Annotated in this window: 21 protein-coding genes and 1 pseudogene; 9 read left to right on the plus strand and 13 right to left on the minus strand. The window is 32.0% G+C overall.

Annotated elements, in window-relative coordinates; genetic code table 11:
- Positions 1–712: 712 nt before the first annotated feature.
- From CLV55_RS02450 to CLV55_RS12875, 5 genes are all read left to right on the plus strand, one after another.
- Complete coding sequence (locus CLV55_RS02450; RefSeq protein WP_112112132.1) at positions 713–1,471, plus strand: hypothetical protein; 759 nt, start codon at positions 713–715, stop codon at positions 1,469–1,471.
- The gene (locus CLV55_RS02455) at positions 1,471–1,869 is read left to right on the plus strand and encodes a DUF5675 family protein (RefSeq protein WP_112112133.1); all 399 of its coding nucleotides are present in this window, start codon (positions 1,471–1,473) and stop codon (positions 1,867–1,869) included. Before CLV55_RS02450 ends, CLV55_RS02455 begins: the two co-directional genes overlap by 1 nt.
- 64 nt (positions 1,870–1,933) lie before the next feature.
- Positions 1,934–2,356 carry a hypothetical protein gene (locus tag CLV55_RS02460; RefSeq protein ID WP_112112134.1) on the plus strand — a complete coding sequence of 141 codons (423 nt, stop codon included), beginning with the start codon at positions 1,934–1,936 and terminating at the stop codon, positions 2,354–2,356.
- A 3-nt stretch (positions 2,357–2,359) separates the two neighbouring features.
- On the plus strand, positions 2,360–2,587 hold the full coding sequence (locus CLV55_RS02465) for a hypothetical protein (RefSeq protein ID WP_112112135.1): 228 nt from the start codon (positions 2,360–2,362) through the stop codon (positions 2,585–2,587).
- The gene (locus CLV55_RS12875; RefSeq protein ID WP_170122230.1) at positions 2,574–2,750 is read left to right on the plus strand and encodes a hypothetical protein; all 177 of its coding nucleotides are present in this window, start codon (positions 2,574–2,576) and stop codon (positions 2,748–2,750) included. The genes CLV55_RS02465 and CLV55_RS12875 overlap by 14 nt, the downstream gene beginning before the upstream one ends.
- 69 nt (positions 2,751–2,819) lie before the next feature.
- Here CLV55_RS12875 and CLV55_RS02470 read toward each other — a convergent pair whose 3' ends face one another.
- Positions 2,820–3,242 (minus strand): DUF6943 family protein, encoded by a 423-nt coding sequence (locus CLV55_RS02470; RefSeq protein ID WP_112112136.1) that lies wholly within the window; start codon positions 3,240–3,242, stop codon positions 2,820–2,822.
- A gap of 553 nt (positions 3,243–3,795) precedes the next feature.
- Here CLV55_RS02470 and CLV55_RS02475 point away from each other — a divergent pair.
- On the plus strand, positions 3,796–4,038 hold the full coding sequence (locus CLV55_RS02475; RefSeq protein WP_146739518.1) for a hypothetical protein: 243 nt from the start codon (positions 3,796–3,798) through the stop codon (positions 4,036–4,038).
- Positions 4,039–4,675: 637 nt separating this feature from the next.
- Here the strand turns inward: CLV55_RS02475 and CLV55_RS02480 are convergent.
- The 3 genes from CLV55_RS02480 to CLV55_RS02490 form a co-directional block, all read right to left on the minus strand.
- Positions 4,676–6,670: a TonB-copper family protein gene (locus CLV55_RS02480; RefSeq protein WP_112112138.1), complete on the minus strand. Its 1,995-nt coding sequence runs from the start codon at positions 6,668–6,670 to the stop codon at positions 4,676–4,678.
- A gap of 62 nt (positions 6,671–6,732) precedes the next feature.
- Positions 6,733–7,584, minus strand: coding sequence for a hypothetical protein (locus tag CLV55_RS02485; protein WP_112112139.1), 852 nt, complete (start codon positions 7,582–7,584; stop codon positions 6,733–6,735).
- A 114-nt stretch (positions 7,585–7,698) separates the two neighbouring features.
- Complete coding sequence (locus CLV55_RS02490) at positions 7,699–8,076, minus strand: hypothetical protein (RefSeq protein ID WP_245902667.1); 378 nt, start codon at positions 8,074–8,076, stop codon at positions 7,699–7,701.
- 144 nt (positions 8,077–8,220) lie between these two features.
- On the opposite strand from CLV55_RS02490, the gene CLV55_RS02495 reads away from it, so the two are divergent.
- The 3 genes from CLV55_RS02495 (at position 8,221) to CLV55_RS02505 (ending at position 10,673) form a co-directional block, all read left to right on the plus strand.
- Positions 8,221–8,811, plus strand: a complete 591-nt coding sequence (locus CLV55_RS02495) for a Crp/Fnr family transcriptional regulator (RefSeq protein WP_112112229.1) — start codon at positions 8,221–8,223, stop codon at positions 8,809–8,811.
- Positions 8,811–10,052 (plus strand): hypothetical protein, encoded by a 1,242-nt coding sequence (locus tag CLV55_RS02500; RefSeq protein WP_146739519.1) that lies wholly within the window; start codon positions 8,811–8,813, stop codon positions 10,050–10,052. The genes CLV55_RS02495 and CLV55_RS02500 overlap by 1 nt, the downstream gene beginning before the upstream one ends.
- 66 nt (positions 10,053–10,118) lie before the next feature.
- Positions 10,119–10,673, plus strand: coding sequence for a fasciclin domain-containing protein (locus tag CLV55_RS02505; RefSeq protein WP_112112141.1), 555 nt, complete (start codon positions 10,119–10,121; stop codon positions 10,671–10,673).
- A gap of 100 nt (positions 10,674–10,773) precedes the next feature.
- Here CLV55_RS02505 and ric read toward each other — a convergent pair.
- The 9 genes and pseudogenes from ric to CLV55_RS02550 all read right to left on the minus strand — a co-directional run bounded on the left by ric (position 10,774) and on the right by CLV55_RS02550 (position 18,756).
- Positions 10,774–11,505 (minus strand): annotated as a pseudogene (gene ric / locus CLV55_RS02510) (iron-sulfur cluster repair di-iron protein).
- Between the two features lie 67 nt (positions 11,506–11,572).
- Complete coding sequence (locus CLV55_RS02515) at positions 11,573–12,016, minus strand: copper resistance protein CopD (RefSeq protein ID WP_112112142.1); 444 nt, start codon at positions 12,014–12,016, stop codon at positions 11,573–11,575.
- On the minus strand, positions 12,016–12,387 hold the full coding sequence (locus CLV55_RS02520; protein ID WP_112112143.1) for a group III truncated hemoglobin: 372 nt from the start codon (positions 12,385–12,387) through the stop codon (positions 12,016–12,018). Before CLV55_RS02520 ends, CLV55_RS02515 begins: the two co-directional genes overlap by 1 nt.
- Positions 12,388–12,390: 3 nt before the next feature.
- On the minus strand, positions 12,391–13,158 hold the full coding sequence (locus tag CLV55_RS02525; protein ID WP_112112144.1) for an ABC transporter permease subunit: 768 nt from the start codon (positions 13,156–13,158) through the stop codon (positions 12,391–12,393).
- Positions 13,155–13,898: an ABC transporter ATP-binding protein gene (locus CLV55_RS02530; protein ID WP_112112145.1), complete on the minus strand. Its 744-nt coding sequence runs from the start codon at positions 13,896–13,898 to the stop codon at positions 13,155–13,157. The genes CLV55_RS02525 and CLV55_RS02530 overlap by 4 nt, the downstream gene beginning before the upstream one ends.
- Complete coding sequence (locus CLV55_RS02535) at positions 13,895–15,130, minus strand: nitrous oxide reductase family maturation protein NosD (protein ID WP_211306475.1); 1,236 nt, start codon at positions 15,128–15,130, stop codon at positions 13,895–13,897. Before CLV55_RS02535 ends, CLV55_RS02530 begins: the two co-directional genes overlap by 4 nt.
- A complete protein-coding gene (locus CLV55_RS02540) occupies positions 15,130–16,149 on the minus strand; it encodes a nitrous oxide reductase accessory protein NosL (protein WP_112112147.1) in 1,020 nt (339 codons plus the stop codon). The genes CLV55_RS02535 and CLV55_RS02540 overlap by 1 nt, the downstream gene beginning before the upstream one ends.
- A gap of 91 nt (positions 16,150–16,240) precedes the next feature.
- A complete protein-coding gene (gene nosZ / locus CLV55_RS02545) occupies positions 16,241–18,220 on the minus strand; it encodes a Sec-dependent nitrous-oxide reductase (protein ID WP_112112148.1) in 1,980 nt (659 codons plus the stop codon).
- A 62-nt stretch (positions 18,221–18,282) separates the two neighbouring features.
- Positions 18,283–18,756 carry a c-type cytochrome gene (locus CLV55_RS02550; protein ID WP_112112149.1) on the minus strand — a complete coding sequence of 158 codons (474 nt, stop codon included), beginning with the start codon at positions 18,754–18,756 and terminating at the stop codon, positions 18,283–18,285.
- Positions 18,757–18,884 lie beyond the last annotated feature (128 nt).

The following is an 18,884-nucleotide window of genomic DNA, read 5'->3' on the forward strand; positions in this document are numbered from 1 at the left end:
TTTGACTACCTATTTCAACGTATTCTATAACAGCTCGTTACAATTGAATTTTTATTTGGGTAACCGATTTTACCCCCTTTTTAATCGTAAATAATTCATTTCATTTGTGAGTTGTAAATATACTCATTTGCAATGATATAACAAATAAAAGTTTGAGAAACATTACTAAAAATTGAACAAGTTATTCAAGTATTTGATTGTGTATATCTTGATTAAAATCTATCTGAAGTATTTTCCAATTTTAACCAAAAATCAAGTGAGTTACTTGTTCATATTTTATACCTGAATATGTACAGAACTCTTCAATAGTTAGAAACTCATTTTCGAGCTTATTGAGGTCTTTTTTTATCTTTTGCATTAATCTAGTACTTTGACGATAACTCTTGCCTGTTATTCGTTGTATGTCCTTTGGATAGATGCATACCCTCTGATTATTCAATTTCATACTTTATCTATACCTTTGATATAGCTATGCTATACTCCTGACGTGCAGAAAATCTTTTGCAATTTAGTTATAATTTTTCATACTTATTTAATGTGATTTTATGTTCATTTAAGACACTTGTGTCGATTTTGGACTATGGTACACTTGCGTCTTTTTCTTTAGTGAAATGCTTTGTAAACTTTGCTTTAATCATTCAAAAAATGTGGTTGCAACTGATTGAAAGAATGAAGGAGATTTTAGATGAATGTTTAACAAAATTTTGAAGTTATGGCTAGACAGAAAGGCATAATCAAATTAAAAGGTACTATCGGAGATATTACCTTTTACAAAACGCAAGATGGACATTTGGCGAGAGAAAAAGGCGGCATTGACGCTAATAGAATCGCTAGCGATCCTGCGTTTCAAAGAACTCGTGAGAATGGCTCCGAGTTTGGTAGAGCAGGGAAAGCCGGAAAGGTTTTAAGAACAGCTTTAAGAGCACTGCTTTTGAATTCTGCTGACGGTAGAATGGTGAGCCGTTTGACACAAGCTATGGTGAAAGTTATCCAAGCGGATATGGTTAGCGAAAGAGGTTTAAGAAATGTTATTGATGGTGAGGTTGATTTACTTGTTGGCTTTGAATTCAATATTCGTGGTAAGTTGGGAACAAGTTTGTTTGCTCCTTTTGTTGCAAATATTGACAGAGTTGCAGGTGAAATTACCGTTGATTTAGCTTCATTTATTCCTGCTAATATGATAGCTGCACCTAGTGGAACTACTCATTTTAAAATCATTTCTGCAGGAGCTGAGATTGATTTTGAAGCAGAGACTTTTATCGAAACTCATTCAGAAACTGCTATTTTACCTTGGAATTCAGTTGCTACAGCAGCTATAAGCCAAGTAAATGCAGTTACTCCAGCAAGTACAAAACCATTGTTTTTGGCTTTGGGTGTTGAGTTTTATCAAGAGGTTAATGGTGCTATGTATCCGTTGAAAAATGGTGCTTTTAACCCATTAGCAGTGGTAAAAGTTGATGGTGGTGTGTAGTGGTTTTAGTACTCACTAGAACTTATTTCCCTGACGGAACTAATGGTAAACTCGAATGCGAAGGTAAATTGATATGTAACACCATTGAATTGCCATGGAAGATGAACGAAACGAAGGTTTCCTGCATTCCAGAAGGGAAATATTTCATTAGAAAGCGATACAGTCGAAAGTTTCAATGGCATTTGGAAGTGATTGATGTAAAAGATAGAAGCTTGATTCTATTTCATCCTGCTAATAATGCTTTGAAAGAATTGAATAGATGTATTGCGCCAGTAACGAAGATTTGTGGACCAGGATTAGGTTTAAAATCTCGACTGGCATTTTCCAAGTTGAGAAACTTGGTATATCGTGCTTTAGATAGCACAGAAACAGTTTTATTAAATCTTAAATTATCATGAAAAATTTGAGTAGTGCTTTAGCACCAAAAGTAATTTTAAAAGGCATCTCGATGTTGATGCTTGTATGTTTGGCAACATTGGAGTTGCCTATTTTGTATCTAATCCAATTGTAGAAGGTGCTTCACAAATACCAACGATAACAACTACAAATTTTAAAGTGGTTGATGACATAGGTGGTCGATCACAAGAACCGTCATTACATTCGGTTGTTGATGATATTGGAGGAAACAGACCCGTTGGTGAGTTTGCTTTCTGTTTGAATTCAATAAAGGATATCGGAGGAAAATCGACAACTGGCGAATTGAATACCATTTCTGATTTTGAAATTGGGGGAAATAGACCTGTTGGTGAAATTGCTTTTTGCCTAAATGAGGTATCTGACATTGGAGGTAGAAGTTCTGATGGTGGATTACTAAATCTTACTTTGATTGATTTGCCCATTGGAGGAGTAAAAGTGCCTTCAGGCGAATTAAAACTAACGGTCTAAATTATGGAAAAAGTAATTGGACGTCTAACAGCACCCACACCAAAGTTTTTTAAAGTGCTTCGAAATATTGGTTTGGTTTTAGCTACTGTAGGAGGAACAATAGTAACTGCACCAGTAAGTTTACCGATAATTGTGACAACAATTGGAGGATATGTAGCATTAGCAGGTGGTGTTATTTCTGCAGTGTGTCAACTGACCACAACTGATAAAGAAAATAATGTCATCCAATAATCCTACTTTAATAGGAACTGCTGGAGGCACATTTTTAAGTATTGTACCTAATCTTTCCTCTGATGATATTGCTAAAACGGTTATCTTAGCTACCGTTGGAGCCGTGGTTAGTTTTACGATTTCGTTACTGCTTAAAAGCCTAAATAAGAAGCACAAAAAATAAGTTTAGCCCTAGTTGTGGTGACCTTTGGGTTAAGCAAAATTAAAGCCAAGTCGCAAGACCTGGCTTTTTTTATTTACTTATATATCTGTATAAAATAACTCTACGCATATCATTGATAACATTTAGATTTTCATGGAATCGTTTTTCGTTTTGTTCCAAAAGTTTTAAAGTTTCGATGTTTTTAACGTGTTCCTTGTGGTCTTTTATCTCTTGGTTCACTTTTATTGAAAATTCTTTTCTGATGTCGTGTAGGTTTAAAAATGGGATTACTGAACCTCTAAGGAATTGATGCCAAAATTTAGTCTTCCAAAGTGCATAAGCAGTTAAATTTATGGTGTCAAAATCAGATTCATTTTCAAAAATGATAACGAAACTGTTTGTAAATGGTTCTTTTTGAGGCTTTCCGCTGTTCATCCCTTTGTTAAGTAGGAATAAATGTGGTTTTGTGTAGATAGTGTCTTTTTTGTGGGTTTTAATGATAAATTTCAGCATAACATCGGCTTTTAAAAATTAGATTAATTTTCAATTTTTTGCGTTGTTTCTTCTGAATTGCAGATGTGCCTCGCTACGCTCCGCCCATTAAATTTTTCAAAAGAAAAAAAGAAAAAAAAGAAAGCCATTAGTCTAGTGGAGGGTTTCAAAAAAGCAAGTTTTTCAGAAAAAATACTACCCGATACGTGATTGAAAACGGTAGCGTCTAATCAGAAGTAAAATATCTTTCGAAACTGTTTGGGTGGAGATTTTTTCTGAAACCCGAAGGGCTTGAACTTGCTTTTTAGAATGCCTGGAACTTATCTTTGCTCTCTTTTTTTTTATTTTTTGTTTTGAATATCCAATCAGAATGTACTTGTTTAATAAGATTTTATCTAAAGTAATGGGAGTTGATTTGAAAGATAGACGTCTTCGGAAAGGGTATCAAATTCTTTGGATGGATGAATAAACCAAATCATAAAATATACAAGCTATTTATCCAGCCAAAGAATTTGATACTCTTTCATGGATTTGATTTTTGAGGATGCCTAAGCGTATTTATGAACTGATAATTATGAATTATGAATGTGCTTGTTTTAAAAAATGGGAAGCATCTTCAAAAAACAATGCATTATACTACCGAGTGCGATTTGGCAGTAGCGCAAAGGGTATCATTTTTTATTTGCTTATTGGGATGTTTCTGATTGCTTTTGTGGAAAAGCTGATGCCTGAAATTCAGTTGACAGTCGCAGTGTTCAGTATGCTGCGGATTATCTTAAAAAACGGTATGGCATCAGCTTTTTCGCTGGAGCAATAACTGTGGGGTTTCTGGCAAATAAAAAATGATGCTCTTACTGGGAATTTTGGTTTTGTGGGTAATAAAATGGCTTTTACCATCGGCAAATTAACTGAGATTAAAAGCCATTTTATTACTTACAAAAGCAATTAAAACACTTCCTATTTAACCACAATGCTGATAAAAACAGTTAACGTGTACGTTCTTAAAAGCAATTATAACCGTATACTTTCCGATGAAATGGTGAACGTTGTTAAAGACAGTGGCGAAGGACGGTTTTTTTCTATGCAGGCTGGTGCGAGGAAGCATAGAAAAAAGTTGTCCTGGAGCCACTGGCAAGCGCGTTGGGTGAGCGGCTTTTTTACATAATGTTATTATAGTGCATCTGTGATTTTGATTAGTAGCAGGATAGTTCTTTATGCACTATAATGCCACATTATGTAAAGAAGCTTTGGAAAAAAAAAATACTGGCATGAGTCGCTTTGCGAACGCGTTTTTGTTCCAAAAACCATGACAGTAATTTTTTTTTGAGCGTTGGGAAGGAGTGGCAACAGAAAACCTAAAACGTCAATTTAGTACAGAACTAAAAATTTTATTTTGCTATTGATAAAATAATTATAAAGTATAAGAATTTCATAAAAAATACACATGCAATTATTTAGAGAATTATTGATAAGTTCACAAAAAAGTTTCTTCCCATTCTAGGAAAATTATTCCAATCAGAATAGGTTGAATAATAAGTATCGAATATATTTTCAATTCCAAATTTCGTAATTAATTTACTTTTATTGAAGTTGAATTTATATCCGAAATTGGCATTAATTATTGCGTAATCGGGCGTTTTATCTTCGCCATAAACGGCACTAAAATTGGTTTGTTTTGCATTTCCTTGAAGTACAACTTCTGATGAGAATTTATCTTTTGCAAACGCCAATGATGTTGAATAATTCAATGGACTTATGAAAGGCAAATTCACATTATCAAAATCTTTTCCTCTACTATAAACCAACTGCGAATTCCATTTAAACTGTTTAGAAAATTTGAATTCAGAAGTTAAACTTACATTGAAAATAGTTGCATAATCAAGTGCTGTATAAATTTTTACACCAGTTGCACCAATTGTCATTGGAACCAAACTTGCATCAGGTTTTCCAACAATATAATTGGAAATATGAAAATATGAGGATGCCATTTTGATGTTTATTTTTTCCTTTTTCAAACCTACAAAAGCATTTCCTTCTAACGATTTTTCATTTTTTAAATTTGGATTTCCGATGTTCTCATAATTTTCAAAACTATTGAACAAATAAAACCCATAAGCTTCTGTTACAGAAGGCGCTCTTTCGCCAAAAGCTGCACCAAATCCATATTCTAAACCATTTTCTGAATAATTATAATTTCCCGAAAAACTTTTTAGAAATCGGTCTTTTTTCGCTTTCATTTCTGGATAAAATATTTGCAAACTATTCAATCCAAATTGGCTTTCAACTTTATTGGAATGGCTTCCAACAGATGCAGAAAATTTCAAACTAGAATGACAATTCAAAGCATAATTATCTTCTAAAAACAAACCATTGTAAAAAGTACTAATATCGGGCCAAGTCAACATAAACATGAGATTTTCATTTGGATTAGCTGGATACATGGTCATTTCTGCCAAAGATTTGTTATAAAACGAATTCAAATTCAATAATAAATTATGACTTTCATGTTTGGCATTAATTTTAGAATAATAACCATAGGTTTTACTCCAACCTGGCATATCCATGTGAATTGGTACAAAAGGGCGTCTGGTGTCATCCATTCGGTGCATTATTGTATTGAAATAGAATTTAGTTTCCCAATTGGTTACAATAGAATTTAATGGTGCGTATTCATATTTTAAAGAATTAATAATAGCTTCGGCAATAGAAACATCCATAGGCAAAGCAGGATAACCAACATTGGTAGATTTATCATAAATTAGTGAACCTTCTATCAATTTGTTTTTGCTTAATTTAAAACCTGAAGTTGCTGAAAAATTCATTTTTCTGAATTGCGAAAACAGTACTTCTTGATTGTTTCCTGCTTTGTAATTTTCTGCATCACGCAACATAAAATCAGTATCTACATAAAACAACTTATTTGCATAATTTATAGCTGTACCAATGATTTTTTGTTGGTTATTGCTTTCAAAACCTGAATTCAAATTGAAATCCCATTTTTTATTTCCGAAGCTATTTTGGTTTCTTTTTAAATCAATCGAACCGCCAATTGTACTTCCAAAACAAGCGCCTTCTTGACCTGAACAAATCGTAGCTTCTGATAAATTAGAAACTTCAACATAAGAAGTTATCGGATCCATTTTATCGGTACATGCACCAAAAATTCGCATTCCGTCAATAGTTATCAAAGTTCTTTCAGTTGGCATAGAATTGATAATTGGTTCCCATGCATAAGCGCCACGTTTAATCATGTCAACTTTTGCAGATTTTTGCAAATAATCATCAATTGAAGTCAATGTTTTGGATTGTTTATCAGTAATTTGAGCTTTCTTTCCAATAATAATAACCTCTTCCATTTGAAGTGGTTTCAAGGTGTCTTTACTTGTCTCTTGAGCGAAAACATTAGAAAAAAGAGGAACTAAAAAAACTGTAAATAGTATTTTTTTCATTTGAGTTTAAATTTAAAAAGGCCAAAAACCAAATTGAATTTGACCTTTTTATATTATTTAAATTAGAATTCAAAATCAAAGTAAATACTACTTGAAGTTACAGTATCTGAAATTGCTTCACCTTTTACAATTGTACCATCGGCTGTTGCTAATTGAAGATTGATTTTCCAATAACCTGTCATAGTTAACGACATTTTTCCATTGTACAAATCACCAGCGACTGATTGCGTTGGATTTACATTATTTGGAGAACTGTGATTTCCCATACTTGGCATTCTTGGGTCAATTTTCACAGTATAACCATCTACAACAGGAAAAGTCATCATGTCTTGCATTTTCCACACACCAACAGTCATATCATTTACAGCAACTTTTGGATGATGTGGTTCAACATAAGCAACAATATATTTCATTCCATCAGAGCCAGTAAAAGTCTCTACTCTTCTTTCTGACGAAGCTGGAACATCAATAACAGAAGTAGTTGTGTAAGCGGTTCCATTAATAGTATAATCGATTTTTAAATCCCAATATTCAGTTGTATTTTGTGCCATTTGAAATACGATATAACCTTCATATAAAGTTCCATCAGCAGCTATTTTTTCAACTTCAGAATTTGGACAAGAATGCGTCATCATTGCCATGTGCATCAGAGGCATCCATGAAACTTGGGCATTTTTCACATATTGCCCTGTGTTATTGTCTTTTATTCTTAATTTAATTTCGTTAAATCCTTGTTCAACACCCATATGAGAATACAATTCAATAGTGTGCGTTGTGTTTGTGATTTCTTTAAATTTTGATAATCCTTCTAATTCATCAACAGCTGGAGTTATTACTTCTTCATCTTTAGAACAAGATGTAAAAGCTAGCGCCATAATTAAAATGGCGAAAATATTTTTTAATTGCGTTTTCATTTTTTATTAATTAAAGTCTATAGAATAGCGTGTCAGTAAAGAGTTTTCTTTATGACATTTTTGGATATGAAAATCCTGTCAATTCAAAATAATTGAATCGATTTCTAATAAAATTTAAGAAATAAAAGTTGGTGGATGAAATACAGAACAACCATTCAAGTGAAAGTAAAGATTAGAATAGTTGTCGTTAATTGATGACTTATTTTGAAAATAAATTTGTTCAACAACTAATGATTTGATTTCTTGAAAAAACAACACTTCAACTTCTTGTTTAGAATTGTCTTTTTTATCTGAATTTAAAGGCTTTTCACCTTCAGAAGCAATGGCTAATTCTTTTTTCAAATGACATTTTCCACAACATTTAAGTTCGGGTTTGTTTTTGTTTTCACAGAGCACTTTTGAAATGTATTCATAGTTAACAACATAATCAATAACTGGGGTTATCGGCTTTAGAATTATTGCAAATATTATTATGAGTACTAATTTTTTCACGATACAAATTTACATTAAGAAAATTACCTTTTTATATGATTCTGGTCATAATTTTAGTAATTTTATAAAAATTAACTTTGTAACCATAAGTTGGAAATGCTAGTAATCAAAGCAATTTCAAACTTAAAAAGCTCGAAATCAATTATGCAAATAGATTTAGATTTACTGTTTTCTTGGGGTGCCATTGCTAAAGAATATAAGAAAAATGAAGTGATTTTTGATGAAGAAGAAATGGCTAATTTTTATTTTCAAATAATAGAAGGAAGCGTAAGAATGTTCAATTCAAACGATGAAGGAAAAGAATTTACACAAGGATATTTTTCCAATGGGCAAAGTTTTGGAGAGCCACCACTGTTTATTGACGAAAGTTATCCAGCTACTGCAGTAGCTTTTCAAGATTCTAAAATAGTGAAGTTGTCAAAAGATAAATTCTTGAAGATTTTGGACGAATATTCATCCATTCAGAAGCAATTTTTGAATTTAATGGCACATAGAATTCACTCAAAAACTAAAACTTCTAAAGACATCATCAATCAAAAGCCTGAATTTAGAATTATTGCATTTTTAAACGCTCACAAAAAAGGTTCTGATTGTAAAATCAAAGAATTAGTTCCTTTTACTCGACAAGAAATTGCCAATTTTACAGGTCTACGGGTTGAAACAGTGATAAGAGCTTTTGCAAAAATGAAAGTAGATAAAAAAATTGACATCATAAATCATAAAATATATTTCTAATGCATTTTAACAGCAAATTCTGGTTGAAATTTTCGTTAATTAATCTTTTAATTGTCGCTCTATTAGGACTTTTAATGCGTTATAAAATTGGTTTTGAATTTCCTTTTTTTGATCAAAAACACTTACAACATTCACATTCTCATTTTGCTTTTTCAGGCTGGATTAGCCATGCTTTAATGGTATTAATGATTGGATTTTTAGAGAAAAGAATAAAGAAAATAGAAAATAGATTTTTAGAAAAATACAATAAAGTATTAATTGCCAATTTGATTTGTGCTTATGGAATGTTGGTCTTTTTCATTATTCAAGGTTATGGTTTGTTTTCGATTGTTTTTTCAACTTCTTCGATTGTAGTTGCTTGCGCTTTTGCTTATTATTTTATTAAAGATTTGAAGTTGATTTCAAACAATGATTTGTCTAAAAATTGGTTCAAAGCAGCACTTTTTTTCAATGTAATTTCGTCACTAGGAACTTTTGTTTTGGCTTATATGATGGTTACTAAAAACATTCATCAAGAAGAATATTTAGCATCAATTTATTACTATTTACATTTTCAATATAACGGCTGGTTTTTCTTTGCTTGTATGGGATTGTTGTTTTCTTTTTTGCAATTAAAATCAGATGATAATCCGTTTTTTAAGAATGTTTTCAAATTGTTTTTTGCAGCTTGTATTCCAGCTTATTTTCTTTCTACACTTTGGTTGGATTTGCCGATTTGGATTTACATTCTAACTGTAATTGCGGCTTTTATTCAAGTTTATTCTTGGTTTAGATTTTTAATTATTATTATCAAATCCAAACGAGAATTTATTGAAAATTTTCCGTTCTTTTTGAGATACATTTTGCTTTTTGTTGGATTTGCATTAAGTGTGAAATTCTTGCTTCAACTGGGCTCAACAATTCCGGCTATTAGTCAATTGGCTTTTGGATTTAGACCGATTGTAATTGCTTATTTGCATTTGGTTTTGTTGGCAATTATTTCGTTGTTTTTGTTGTTTTACATTTATGCCAATCACTTGATTCATTTCAACCAACCAATAAAAATCGGATTAATTATCTTCTCAATAGGCGTTTTGATAAACGAAATAATTTTAGCGATTCAAGGTATTGCATCGTTTAGTTATACTGTAATTCCGTTTGCCAATGAAATGCTTTTTGGAGCTGCAATTATTCTTGTTTCAGGAATTGGAATAACTGCTTATTATTCAATAAAAAAAGTTAAAAATCATCCATTATTATGATTGCACTCATAAAATAACTGTTTCATAATTAAGTACTTTGCTAGTATAAACCAAGTATTTAATATTATGAAAAAATCAATTAAATTATTACTATTAGTAAGCTTACTTTCTTTTGTTGGATGCAAAAACGTAGAACAATCAACATCTGCATCTACAACCGAAAACACCGAAACAAAAGCTACAGGTCAAGAAGGAGTTGTTGATGATACATCAGCAAGAAATATTGTTCAAACTGCAATTGGAAGCAAAGATCACACAACTTTAGTAGCAGCTGTAAAAGCAGCTGATTTGGTAACTTCTTTGAGTAATGCTGGACCATTTACAGTTTTTGCACCAACCAATGCTGCTTTTGACAAACTTCCAAAAGGAACTGTTGACAATTTATTAAAACCTGAAAACAAAGAAAAATTAACCAATATTCTTGGTTATCACACTTATGTTGGTTCGCTTAAAACAGAATATATGCAAGACGGACAAGAGTTTGATATGGTTTTTGGCGGAAAAGTGAAAATCACTAAAAAAGGCGATAAAACTTTTGTAAACGGCTCTGAAATTGTAGCTTCTATTCCAACTGCAAACGGTATGATTCACGTTATTGGAGACGTTCTTCTTCCAAAATAAACCAATTATTAATTCAAATTGTAGTTTTTCTTTAATTTAAAGTCAAAAAGCGTGAATTGTCGTAATTCACGCTTTTTTAATGCAATTTTGGAAGAATTATTTAATCTAAAACATTGAACCTTTCTTCTAATTCAACTGCTTTATGAAACAGAATGTTGTTTTCAAGATGAATGTGTTTGTGTAAATCTTGTTCGTATTCTTTTAGCATTGCAAATGTTACTTTATAAGTTTCACAAGCATTTATTGGTGGATCGTATTCATTAGTTAATGCTGAAATTTTAACAAACAAATCGCCTTCCGTTTCGTGATCTTGTTTCAACATTGCAATCGGATTTTAAACTGTTCCAAAACCTGGTTGTTGGATAGTTTCGTTGTTTTTGATGGCGTTTGTCATTGTTTTGATGAATGGAAATAAAACCACTTCTTCTTTTTGCAAATGATTTAGCAATTCACTTGAAGCAATTTTGAATAGATTATTAATTTCAAACAATTCAGGATGTCTTTCGCCGTGAACTTTGCACAATTTATCCAAATACATCAATAAAACAGGTGTTTTAGATTCGATATATTCGTGATGTGTTTCTAATATATAATCAATTAATAAATTAGGTGAAAACGATTTAAAATCTATTTCTGATGATGAATTGGTGTTTAAAACTGCATTAATTTCATTTTCCATTTTATTTACATCTAAACCTTTTGCTTCACAAACTTCGTCAAGTGTTTTATTACCTTTACAGCAAAAATCGATTTTATATTTTGAAAAAAGTGCAGCAGTTCTGAAGTCTTGCGCCACAAATTCTCCAATGGTGTTTTTTTGTAATGTGTCCATATTTTTAAATTTTTATCAAAAGTATTCTAAAGTAAAATCAAAAAATATGAGTTAAATCATAAAGAAGTTATATTCCGCCAACTCTAACCAAGCTTCCTAATATCAACATTGCAACTCCAATTAAAGTTACAACAATAATTTCAATAATTGTAGGTAACATTCTTTCTATTGTCAATTTTGGAAACACAATTTTTTGAGCGTGAATCGCTAATGCTAAAGAAGTAAAAAGTAATAGCAATTTAGTAGAAACTATTTTCTCAATCGGACTTGAAAACGAAAACCATTTAGAAATTGTAATGTTATAATCATATGCCATTAGAATTCCGGTAATCACTAAAATAAATAAAGAAGGCATTCCTATTTTTCCAAATTTAGTTCTGAAATCACTTAAAATTGAAATATTTTTTTGTTGTATGGTTGCAGGTAAAATCCTTAAAACTAAAAACAAATGACCGCCAACCCAAATACTAGCAGCCAATAAATGAATTATTAGAATAATTTGATGGTACATTATGTCAATGTTTTATGCATCATAACCGCAGAAATATTCATTGCGCGATTTTTAATTTCTTCTGCTTTTGCACCTTGAAAAAGTTTATCTACTGTTTGATTGAAAAGTTCGTTCCAATGCTGAAAATGTTCTTGATTCATAGTACTCTTTTGATGTAATTCTTTGTGAACAACCATCGGACTTCCACTATAATTAGCAGAATAAAACAGAATATTTTCCCAAAAATTGTACATTTTAGGCAAATGCAAATCCCAATTTACCTTGGCAACATCAGTAAATAAATAACCAATAATTTCATCTGTTTTGACTTTATCATAGAATGCATTTACTAATTTTTCGATGTCTTTTCTATTTCTGATATCTGTTTTCATTTTCTACAAATCTTTAGTTCGAAATCTTTTTAGTGAGATAAAAAACGGTACAATTGCCCATAAACACAATAATAAGAATGAAACAATTAATCCTAAAGAAGTTCCGAAGAAATCTTTAAAAATCGCTCCTGTATAACCCATCATAGCGGAAACATCAAGATGCAACAGAATCTGAATTCTGGCTAAATCTATCGGACTTAAAGCCGTCACTCCAACCATAGCATTTTCTATCGGATAATCTGAAAATTGAAACAATAAAAACAAAACCATTCCATCAAATAACAAGGCAAAATACAACCAAGTCATTATGGCAATTCCGATTCCTTTAGCTTTATCTCGGGTTAAAATGGAACTCAAAAAGGCTAAAGCAGTAAAAATTACCGAAATTAAGCAACCAATAACAATCATCATCAAACCAACTCCGTCGGTCGAATTAATTAGAAGCGGAATTCCGGCACCTACAAAAAACGCCAAAACCATCGATAAGGAAACTCCGAAAAACAAACTCATCCAGATTTTTCTTCGCTTAATCGGTTGGCTCAACAAAAGCTCAATAAATTCCGCACTGTTGTACAAATAAATCGTTGCAAAAAGTATTGAAACTAATGGAACTGTAAATAGAATTACATTCAAAATAGTCAAAATTCCTTTTGCTGAATTGTCTTCTAAAGCAAATGAACTCCAAGATAAAATTGCTAAAATCAAGGTGTAAGCCAAGACTATTTTACTTTTTAGAATATCAATTAGTATAATTTTTATAATTCTATTCATGATACAATTGCGAGTTTCGGGTTTCGAGTTTCAGGTTGCTTTTGCTTTAGAATATTAGCAATGGCTTTTGAAATTTTATCTTCGTTAGTTTCTTCTTTTAAGTCGGCTACTTTTTTATGAAAATGAACCTTTCCGTCTTGCATAAAGATAATTTCAGTTATCAAATCGTCCAATTCGCTTAACAAATGTGAAGTGATTAAAATGAGTTTACCTTTCTCTTTTTCTTTGATAATTTTTTCTTTCAAAATCTCAGAAGCTAATGGATCTAAACCAGCCGTTGGTTCATCTAAAATCAATACATCTGGATTGAAAAGAAATGCCAAAACTGCACTAACTTTTTGAGTAGTTCCGCCTGAAAGTGTTCGCATTTTTTTATCGAACATTTTTTCAAGTTCAAACGCTTTGAGTAAATCTTCATCTAAATCTTCATTGGAATTTCGGATTTTTTTAATCATTTCTATGATTTGACCAATCGTCATATTATCAGGATAACGCCCAATTTGTGGCATATAGCCGATATTTTCACGATACAAATAAGCTCCTAAAACTGATATTCCATTGAATTCAATTGAACCTTTATCCGGTAAAACCATTCCAAGAATTGACTTAATTAATGTGGTTTTTCCGCAACCGTTAGGTCCAATTAAGGCAATGCATTCCCCTTTTTTGAAAGAAAGATTAACATCGTTTAAAACGTTTAGTTTTCCGAATTTTTTGTTTATGTTTTTAATTTCAATCATAATGGCAGTGACTTCATTAATGGCGTTTTATCTATAAAATTATCAGGTGTAATACTAGGTAAAACTTTTTCCGATTTGTCTAAAAGCGTAATCATAAAACTTCGATACAGCAACATAGTTGACGGTGTTTTTTCGGTTAAAACGGCAAACAAACTCAACGGATGATACGGTACGTCACCGATTCCATTCTTGTCCAAATCGTAACCTTCGTATTTGTCCCAATAATTGCTGTTGAATGTGTTTAAAACTAAACTTCCGTTGGTACTGATGTCGAATGTGTTTTTGAGATAATTGTTGTTTACAATTTCGTTATCCATACAACTTGCCTGAATTTTCATTCCCCAACCATTTGATTCAAAATTGTTTTTCTCGACTTTAATTCGACTCGTTCCTTCCATATAAATTGCCGATGTATTTCTAATGAATTTATTATTAAAAATATAACCATCCGAAATTTCTTTTAGTAAAATCCCATAGGCTGAATCACCCCAATTTTCTTCAAAAGTGTTATTAATCATTTTGACACTTTTTGAAAACATTACAGCAACTCCTGCTCCGTTATTTTTGAACAAATTGGTAATATAAGAATCATCGTTGGAAAACATAAAATGCAATCCGTAGCGGATATTTTTGGTAGAAATGTTTCTCCAAATGACCGAATTAGTTACAAATTCAAAATAAATTCCATCACGATGTCCTGAAACTTTGTTACCAATAATTTGAAGGTTACTGCTTTTCCAACAGTGAATTCCGTTTCCTATTAATTGTTCTTCTTTTCCGTAAGCCACAATAACATTGTCTTTTACTATACAATTATTGCAGCTTTGAAGATAAATTCCGAAGAAATTATTATCCAAAACATTATTAAAAACACGAACAAAAGTTCGATTATAAACTTTAACTGCGCAAGGATCATCTAAGGCACTATGTCCAGAATTTACAAATTTAATTCCTTGGACTAAAACGCTATCCGCTTTAACAGAAAGCACTTCACATTTATGTTGTCCGTCAAGAATGGGTAAATCTTTACCAAGGAAAACTATTTTCTTGTCGATGATAATATTGCCTTCTTTGTAAGTTCCTTTGTTTATAACAATTGTATCGCCGTTTTTGGATAAAGAAATTGCTTTTTTAATACTTTTCACAGGAAAATTAGCTCCAACTTGGATGGTTGTTGCACCTGCAAGTTGCATCACAAAAAAGAAAAATAATATGTAACAAGAATTTTTCATTAGTAAGTATCAAGAATGGTTTGCCAAGAAGCTTTTTCGGCTCCAAGTTTGGTTTGTAAACCGATAGCGTTTTTATCAGTGTCAAATGCGGCAACTTTTCCACCCATTGGTGCGCTGATGGTTCCTCCAAATAAATAAAACCCTTTTTCAACTGGAATGAATTGAGTTTCGTTGGAATAATTGGTTACATAAAGTTTCGCATCTACTAAATCAGAATTTGATTTGACATATTTTATCATACAGGAAACATCATCAAATTTATAACATCTGCCTTTTTTGGTAATTAATTCAGAAGCAAACTTTCCATTAGAAATCGTCATTTTACAGAAATCGCAAGTATCTGAATTCAGTTTAATGGGTTTTGGTTCGTTTGAATTACAAGAAAATAATGTCATTGAAAGGCATACTAACAAAGCTGCACTTATATTTGCTTTTCTGAATCTATTTAAAATTTTTGATTCTTTTAAAACTGCAATAAATAATAACAATCCAGCTCCAATAAGCATAAATCCACCGATATCAGGAATAGAATAAGCTCCAAAATTTAATAATTGTTTGTAACCCAAAAGAGGTGGTTGGTAAGCCATTCCGGGCACTTTTATAGCGGCATTTGGATTTAAATCGTGACCATATTCGTAATTCCATCTGTAGAAATCACAAGCCGCTAAAATTCCGAAAACTATAAAAGAAATGAAGAAAGTATACAATGTTTTTTTTCTTCCGATGAATGTGATTATTAATCCTAAAACTGCAAATCCGATAAAGATGTATTTGAGTACAGAAAATTCAAAAAAGTTTTCTGCGTGTAAGGTTTTCATTCCGATATAATGATTTAATCCATTGATGATATCGACATCGCCAGCTAATTTATCGGCGTGCAATTGCAATACTAATCCTTCAGGATATTGAGGAGCTTCGAGTTCGATTCTCCAAAGTGGAAAGAAAATTGAAGACAATAATAAAACCGATGCAATCAAAAGTAACCCCTTTGAGAACATAGAAATTTTTGACTTTTTCATTTTGATTTGTTTATTAAAGTGAATAGTGATTGGTAATTAATGATTAGCATTTATACTATTCACTAATTACCAATCACTAATCACTAAACTATTATTTTGCTACAGCTGGTAAATTGGTACCCAAACTAAATGTTAAAGGAACGCTGCTTCCCGCTGGAGAAACTCGGATATATCCTTGCATTTCTTGGTGCAATGCACTACAGAAATCGGTGCAATAGAATGGAGAAATTCCAACTCTATCTGGCGTCCATTTTAATGTAGCTGTTTCACCTGGCATTATTAACAACTCGGCATTATTTGCACCTTTTATGGCGAATCCGTGAGGCACATCCCAGTCTTGTTCAAGATTTGTAACGTGGAAATATACTTCGTCTCCCAATTTAATTCCTTCAATATTATCTGGAGAGAAATGTGAACGAACACAAGTCATATAAACATCAATTCTTTTTCCGTTACGAACTACTTTAGATTCTTTTTCACCTTTGGTTACAAATGGATTTGTATTATCTTCTAATTTGAAGAATTTAAGTTGACCATTATTTCTAATTAAATCGGCAGGCGCTGCTTGTGCATAATGTGGCTCACCAATAGTAGGGAAGTCGAGAATTAACTGCATTTTATCGCCACTAATATCATAAATTTGAGCGGATTGACACAATTCTGGACCGGTTGGCAAATATCTGTCTTTTGTGATTTTGTTGTAAGCAATTAAATATTTTCCGAAAGGTTTTTTAGAATCTCCACCAGGAATACACAAGTGACCAACAGAATAATATGTTGGAACTCTATCTAAAACTTTCAATGATTTGATATCCCATTTTACCACTTCAGAAGAAACGAACATTGTTGTATAAGCATTTCCTTTCCCGTCAAATTCGGTGTGTAATGGTCCTAAACCAGGTTTTTGAACTTCTCCGTGAAGAGCAGCTTCATATTTTACTACAGGAATTCCATCATAATCACCTTCAAATTGTTTGTTTTTGATAGCATTTTGTAATTTATCAAAACTAAATACAGGAATTAAAGCCGCTAATTTTCCTGAACCTACAATGTATTCACCTGTTGGGTCAACATCACAACCGTGAGGCGATTTTGGACAAGGAATCATATAACAAATGTCTTTCAATTCTTTAGAATCTAAAATAAGAACTTGAGTTTTGATTTCAGATTTAGCAGTATGTGTTTTTTCATCATATACGTTATGAGCATATTTTGTAGAAGTCAATTTTCCTTTTCCAGCTTTGATGTATTCTTCTGCTTTTTTCCAATTGACAGCCATAATAAAATCTTTGTCTTTTTGAGAAGCATTTACTTCTAACAAAGTATTCGCTTGTTCAGAATTATAGCAAGAGAAGAAGAACCAACCGTGAGATTTTCCCTTTCCAGCGTGAGATAAGTCAAAATTCACACCTGGACATTGAATTTGAAATGCCAAATCCATTTGCCCTTCTTTACCTACTTTTACAAAACTAATGTGTCCTTTGAAATTTTGTTTGTAAGTGTTAATTGGCACATCACCATTAGAATTGTCTGGTGGCACACTAAAACGAGTTCCTGCTACTACGTATTCTGTATTTTCTGTAATAAACGGAGAAGAGTGATTTCCAGCACTGTTTGGCAACTCAATAATTTCAGTTGTTTTGAACGTTTTTAAATCCAAACGAGCAATACGAGGTGTATTATTGGCATTAGCAAAAAGCCAACGACCATCAACTTCTCCATTCGTTTGAGATAATTCGGTGTGATGTTGGTCATCCCAAGGTACAAACCCGTGAGAAGTATTTAACATTGGTTTGGTTTCTTCATTAAAACCATAACCACTTTCCGGATCAACAGAAAAGACTGGAATTACACGAAATAATCTTCCGCTAGGTAATCCATAAACACTTACTTTTCCACTAAAACCTCCTGATACGAAATTATAGAACTCATCATATTTTCCTGGTGCAACATAGGCTTTTTGAGCGGCATCACCACTCACAGCATCACCCGAATTTTTAGGCTTACAAGAAGTGAACAAAGCACTTCCTAGGACAATAGCAAAAATTGCTTTTACAAATTTATTTTTCATTTTATCTAGTTTTAAAAATCAATTCATCACTTTCACCTGACAAAACAATTTTTGGTTTGTATTTATTTTACGCCGTCGATTTTTCGCATGTATTCTAAAATACTTCTAGCTTCTTCGTCTTTTAAACCTTGGTTAGGCATACGAACTAAACAGATTTCTAATTGTGCTTGAACTTCTGGATCTTTGTCAATCATCGGGTCAGGATTAGTGATGAAATTCATAATCCATTCTGGTTTTTTTCGAGAAGTAACGCCTTTCCATCCTGGGCCAACTAATTTTTCCTCTGTTTGTTTATGACATGAAGTACATTTTACTTCTGCTACTTTTTGTCCTTCTGTTGCCATTTCTTGATCAAGAGTGGCGCCTAAATCTACTTTATCAAATTTTCCTAAACCTCTATTTGGATCGTAAGAAGATGGGTCGGATGCAACAGAAGCATCAGTAGATGATTTAGAAAAATCTTGATCGTTTTTTTTCTTGTCTCCACAAGAGAACAACATTATTGCTGTGCTTAATACTACTATTAGTTTTTTCATATTGTTATGATTTAAAATTATACTCCAAAGGTCTGAATTGAATAGGGTTATATTTTATGACTGGAATCATAAAGAAGATTTTTTTTGCAGTTTCTTTAAAAATTAGGAGTATAACAAATGGCAATTGA

The sequence above is a fragment of the Flavobacterium aciduliphilum genome, assembly GCF_003268855.1.
GTDB classification, from domain to species: Bacteria; Bacteroidota; Bacteroidia; order Flavobacteriales; family Flavobacteriaceae; genus Flavobacterium; species Flavobacterium aciduliphilum.